The following is a 5,445-nucleotide window of genomic DNA, read 5'->3' as shown; positions in this document are numbered from 1 at the left end:
CATACCGTTCTCTTGTTCCTTGATCATTGAAATGATCTGTTCGTCGCTAAATCTGCGCTTCATTATTTGTCTCCAATTATTGAGACAAATTCTACCATAAATGGAGGAGTTCTTGGGGCTCAGGTCAAAAGGAAAAAAGTTTTGCGTAAATGGTGGAATATTCTACGCACTCAACTTATGAGCAAACTAGCAATCATGATATTAATACCACATTTGGCGGCGGTTGATTATGTTTTTGCCATAAATTTCGACGTTCTCTCAGAATTCGATAGATGGATTATGACACTGATTATTGAATTGGATTACTTGGTTTAGGCAGTTTTTCAGTTGTTTTTATCAATACTGCAAAGACGAAAATTGTGATTAATATCATTCTGTCGTCAGTTAAATGCGACCCCGTCAGTCCGTATATTAGTATACCTAAAAATAGAAGATACAGGCTATGCTTATTTGGTAAGCCTTTGAAATAACCAATTGTCCTATTATAGACTAAATAATGACAAACAAGTAACAAGCCTGCACCGATGATTCCATGTGCTGCGAGTTCATGTATAAAAACATTATGCAAATGCCTGGCCGCGAATGAAATATTATGGACTTGCTTCATATAGACGCTGACTTCGCCATGTATATTGGCGGCACCAATACCTAATAAGGAGTTTTGAAGGAATGTATTCCAACCAAATTCCCACATATAAAGTCTTTGTTTAATGGCTCCATCTAATAAGATATTACCTGAAGTAATGGCCGTTAAACTGCTTTCTAGGCGTAGGACATCACTGTATTTTATTAATAAAAACGCAAAAACGCATGAAAGGAGAAATACTAAGGCTATGTTTTTGCCTGCAGAACCATTTTTTCTAATTGCTTTATGTATTATGAAGAAAACCTCTAGAACTATTGCAGTAATGTAAAAAAGAATTACTATTCTTGTACCCGTTGCTACTGCACTTATGAATCCCAAATAAAAGTATATTACTCCTACCTTAGGTTGTTCAGTGTCTTTTATCTGAAATCTACTGACGCATGCAAAAACCATCAAAAAATAAGCGGCAATTATTGCGTTTGTGCCGAAGCCTGCGCGCTGTGCACTATTTTCAATTAGTGAATATATTGAGAATAGTGCGAATACTATAGTCGCTATCCTGCAGCCTAAAACCAAAGCCTTCATCGGATTTTTGACTAAGGACAGTCCTGTAACCACCGGAACTGTTAAAATAAAATAGAGTGGAAATACACCGTCCAATCCATTCCACTTTCCAGTAAAAAAACCAATTAACAATACATTGATGCACATATATAGCGCAATCAATGTGCTAATAATAAAAACCTCTTTATTCTTGTGCAATAAAACAGATTTCCTGAATATCAACCATAATCCAAAAAGACCGAAAAATAAGATTATTATCGAAGGTGCACTTGTGTAAAAAAGAAACGCGACAGGCATTACAGTTATAAGCGTTGAATCTACATATTTCCTACGGATGGAAAAGATTTTATATCGCCCGGTAGTTTTCATTGTGGGATTTTCCGAGTTTTAATACTGTTCGCAAGTCGCATAACTAATTCTTTCGTTCTAAATAGTAGTGTTGATATGCGTTTATAAACGGGAAATTTATTGTACTTGAGATCAGAAGTAGAGCCTATTTCAGAATATGGTGGCGTTGGGTGAGGAAAAACACTTGGTCTTGTCACAAAAGTTGGAACACCATGATACCAAGGGCGTTCGAGCATAGTATCAAAAGGCAAATACCCCGGTGTTACAGCCTCTAATAATCTTGAAACGCCCGATTTGTTTATCCAATAAGCACATGATCCTCCTGTTGGCCCGAACCAGCACTGCCCAATTTCATGGCCACTTGGTGATGTCAACATTGGTTCAAAAGAGGGTTTTCGATTAGTCTCTAATCTAATCAGTAATGGTTTTTCAGAATAGTTTTCATCTAAATAGTTGCAAAATGAGACTTGTTCCGCGTCAATTTTTACGTCATCTTCTAAAATAACTGCAAACTTGTGGTTGCTTTCATAGAATGTCCTCATTGCGTTCACATGACTTAAGTAGCAACCATATTCCCCTGGTTTAGGATGCCTGCCATTGTTTTGACGAAATCGATCTATGTCATATTCTGAATATTCATCTTCAGATACAAGTCTCCCATCGATAGCTTCGATTCGCGTAAATAGCTTATTTGAGTAGACCGGGTTTATTGTAAACTTTTCCCATCTATCTTTAGAGCGGGCAAGGTTTATTACATAAAAGTGTGGCAATTTTAACGCTTTCTAGAGAGAGTACAGGAGTATTTAATTACATTTGTTTGATTACATTAATTACTGAACGTTTGCACTATTAATAAACGTAACGAGAAGTTCCAATGAAAAATAAAGGGTAATTTGACGGTTTGCGCTAATTAAACCAAAAATATTAAACTCTGATGCTTTTAGATACTGTAATAATCCTTGTCTTTTGGATTTGATTCAGTCAAATTTATTTGATGGATGTATACTTATAGGTTGATATTCTCCCTATGAGGGATAGATCTTTTAAAAGTAAGGGAGTTGAGATTGGTGTCTGTGGATAGGTAAAGCTATCTCTTTTGCTATATTTGACTTGTCTGTGGCACATGAACTTAAAACATTTATCATTTTTTGAGCGTACGCTGGATCTGCTGTTGAATTTGACTCGCGTTCAAAAGCGCACCTTGCAGGTACTGTTTGATTGTATCCTTATTGTATGCAGCTATACATCCGCTATGGCGCTGCGTCTTGATGGGTTTGGTTTTGTCTACACTCAGAATGTTTGGGGTGTTCTTTTCATAGTACTTCCTGTTACGATTTTTCTTTTTATTCACTTAGGTCTTTATAGAGCGGTTCTCCGGTTCATTTCTTCACGTGCTCTTAGGACCATTATAATTGGCGTATTTATTTCTGCTCTAGTTATGTTTGTTGTCGATCAAGTGTTTGTCCTGCCTGTTCCTCGTTCAGTGCCCGTTATTTACGTTATGCTATTATTCTGCGCGATTGGTGGTTCTCGATTTGGTTGGCGTGCGCTTTACAGAGTGCGAACAAGTCGCCAGAAGGAAAATGTAGTAATCTATGGAGCAGGTGAGGCAGGTCGCCAACTTTTGGACGCCATTCGATATGTAGGTGATTATGCTGTAGTTGCGTTTGTTGATGACAATAAGAAATCACACGGTCAGGAGATTAGTTCCTTAAAAGTATATTCTCCGGATAACTTGGATTTATTAAAACGAAGAATGAATGTTACGGTGGTTCTACTTGCTGCACCAAGTGCAAGTAGCATGCAAAGGCGGAACATTATTGACCGTGTTGAGAAACATACGCTGCAACTTAAAACAATTCCTGCAATCGGTGATTTGATATCTGGTAGGGCGCAGCTCAGCGATTTGAAAACTGTGCGAGCTGAGGAACTTTTAGGGCGAGACGTCGTTCCTCCGAATGTAGACTTATTAAAAGCTCATATTTCAAACAAAGTTGTGATGGTCACGGGGGCCGGGGGCTCAATTGGAAGTGAACTTTGTCGACAAATTGTGAGGCATAAACCTCGCTGTCTTGTGTTGTTTGATATCTCAGAGTTTGCTCTCTACCAAATTCATGATGAGCTGGAAGAATTAGTTATCCTGTTAAAAATAAAGATTGTTCCACTTGTCGGATCTGTGCAAAACAAAGAGCGGCTAGAAGTTTCTCTTAAATCTTTTGACGTTCAAACTATCTACCACGCGGCTGCATACAAACATGTGCCGCTTGTTGAACAAAACGTCGTTGAAGGTGTTCGAAATAATGTTTTTGGGACTAAGATTTTGGTGCAAGCGGCAATTGCAGCTGGAGTAGAGGCATTAACTTTTGTATCTACAGATAAAGCCGTGCGGCCTACAAATTTTATGGGTGCTTCAAAGCGTATTGCAGAATTAATCTGCCAATCGTATTCTAAAAAACAATCAAATACGCTTATTTCGATGGTGCGATTTGGCAATGTTTTGGGTTCATCGGGCTCTGTTATTCCACGCTTTAAAGAGCAGATAAAAGCTGGCGGACCAGTGACGGTCACTCACCCAAAGATTACTCGATTTTTTATGACAATTCCTGAGGCCGCGCAATTGGTCATACAGGCGGGTGCTATGGCTAAAGGTGGTGATGTATTTGTTCTTGATATGGGAGAGCCAGTTGAGATCGCCGATCTTGCACAACGAATGATTCGACTGCATGGCCTGGAACCGTATTACGAAGATTCTAGTCCCGAAGAAATTGAAAATGGTGACGTCTGTATTAAATATACTGGTCTGAGACCCGGTGAAAAGCTTTATGAGGAATTATCGATAGGTGGTAGTCCCATAGGTACTGAGCATTCGCGAATAATGAATGCAGACGAAATTTCAGTCGATAGTAGTGAGCTTGATCAAACGCTTGAAAAATTAATGCTGGCATGTCAGGAATTCGATGTAGAGCAGATTAAAAGGCTGTTTTCGGCTATGCCTATTGAATTCACACCTGATGGTGTTTTATCCGACCTCCTTTGGGTCCAATCAGAAGCTACAAAGGCAAATGCGGAGCGATCGGTCATAAATGTTATTGATATTAACCGTGGTGCTTAGTACAGCTAATCTAATATGCTCCGAAGGCTGGTATTCATGAAAAAAAGAACTGATTTTTTCTATAAAATTACCATGCGTTTTATCGACCTAATAGCTGCAATGTTTATTCTTGTTGTTATGTCATGGTTACTTTTACTAATTTTTGTTTGGATAAAATTAGAAACCACGGGCCCGGCAATATTTCAGCAAAAACGGGTTGGTTTGGGCGGTAGAATGTTTATCTGCAACAAATTTCGTACGATGCATGAAGGTACAGAAGATGCTGCTAGCCATCTAATTTCTCCAGCGAGAATAACGAAAAGTGGAAAGTTTCTGCGTGCAACCAAACTTGATGAACTTCCGCAGGCTTGGAACATTCTTCTAAATGAGATGGCTATTGTCGGCCCTAGGCCCTGTCTGCCTAGTCAAAAAGAACTCATTGCAGAACGCATCCAACGTAATGTGTTGACGATAAAGCCAGGCATTACCGGATGGTCTCAAATAAGAAGCATAGACATGTCTGATCCATGCAAGCTTGCTAGAAGTGATGCTGAATATTTAGAACTCCGTTCCGTCATGAATGATATCAAAATTATGATTTTGACTGTATTAGGCAAGGGGCAAGGGGATAAGGTTAGTTCTTCTAAACCTTAGATAACAGTCAACTTCAATATAGCTCACCAGCGATGATCTATCGTTATTCAAATGCTCTTCAGTAAGCATAACTCATGACCTGAGCCCCAAGAACTCCTCCATTTATGGTAGAATTTGTCTCAATAATTGGAGACAAATAATGAAGCGCAGATTTAGCGACGAACAGATCATTTCAATGATCAAGGAACAAGAGAACGGTATG

4 protein-coding genes are annotated in these 5,445 nt (G+C 38.9%); 2 read left to right on the top strand and 2 right to left on the bottom strand.

The features are described from left to right. Positions 1-289 precede the first annotated feature (289 nt). Both AB2J24_RS19725 and AB2J24_RS19720 read right to left on the bottom strand, forming a co-directional pair. Entirely contained in the window at positions 290-1,348 is a 1,059-nt protein-coding gene (locus AB2J24_RS19725) for an O-antigen ligase family protein (RefSeq protein ID WP_367386792.1), read from the bottom strand. Between the two features lie 167 nt (positions 1,349-1,515). Continuing rightward, positions 1,516-2,268: a glycosyltransferase family 25 protein gene (locus tag AB2J24_RS19720; RefSeq protein ID WP_367386791.1), complete on the bottom strand. Its 753-nt coding sequence runs from the start codon at positions 2,266-2,268 to the stop codon at positions 1,516-1,518. A gap of 401 nt (positions 2,269-2,669) precedes the next feature. On the opposite strand from AB2J24_RS19720, the gene AB2J24_RS19715 reads away from it, so the two are divergent. Both AB2J24_RS19715 and AB2J24_RS19710 read left to right on the top strand, forming a co-directional pair. Next, complete coding sequence (locus AB2J24_RS19715; protein ID WP_367386790.1) at positions 2,670-4,610, top strand: polysaccharide biosynthesis protein; 1,941 nt, start codon at positions 2,670-2,672, stop codon at positions 4,608-4,610. Positions 4,611-4,646: 36 nt separating this feature from the next. Next, positions 4,647-5,243 carry a sugar transferase gene (locus AB2J24_RS19710; RefSeq protein WP_367386789.1) on the top strand — a complete coding sequence of 199 codons (597 nt, stop codon included), beginning with the start codon at positions 4,647-4,649 and terminating at the stop codon, positions 5,241-5,243. The last annotated feature ends 202 nt before the right edge of the window (positions 5,244-5,445 follow it).

This window comes from Lentilitoribacter sp. EG35, assembly GCF_040784015.1.
Lineage (GTDB): Bacteria > Pseudomonadota > Alphaproteobacteria > Rhizobiales > Rhizobiaceae > Lentilitoribacter.
This window is presented reverse-complemented; position numbering and strand designations above follow the sequence as displayed.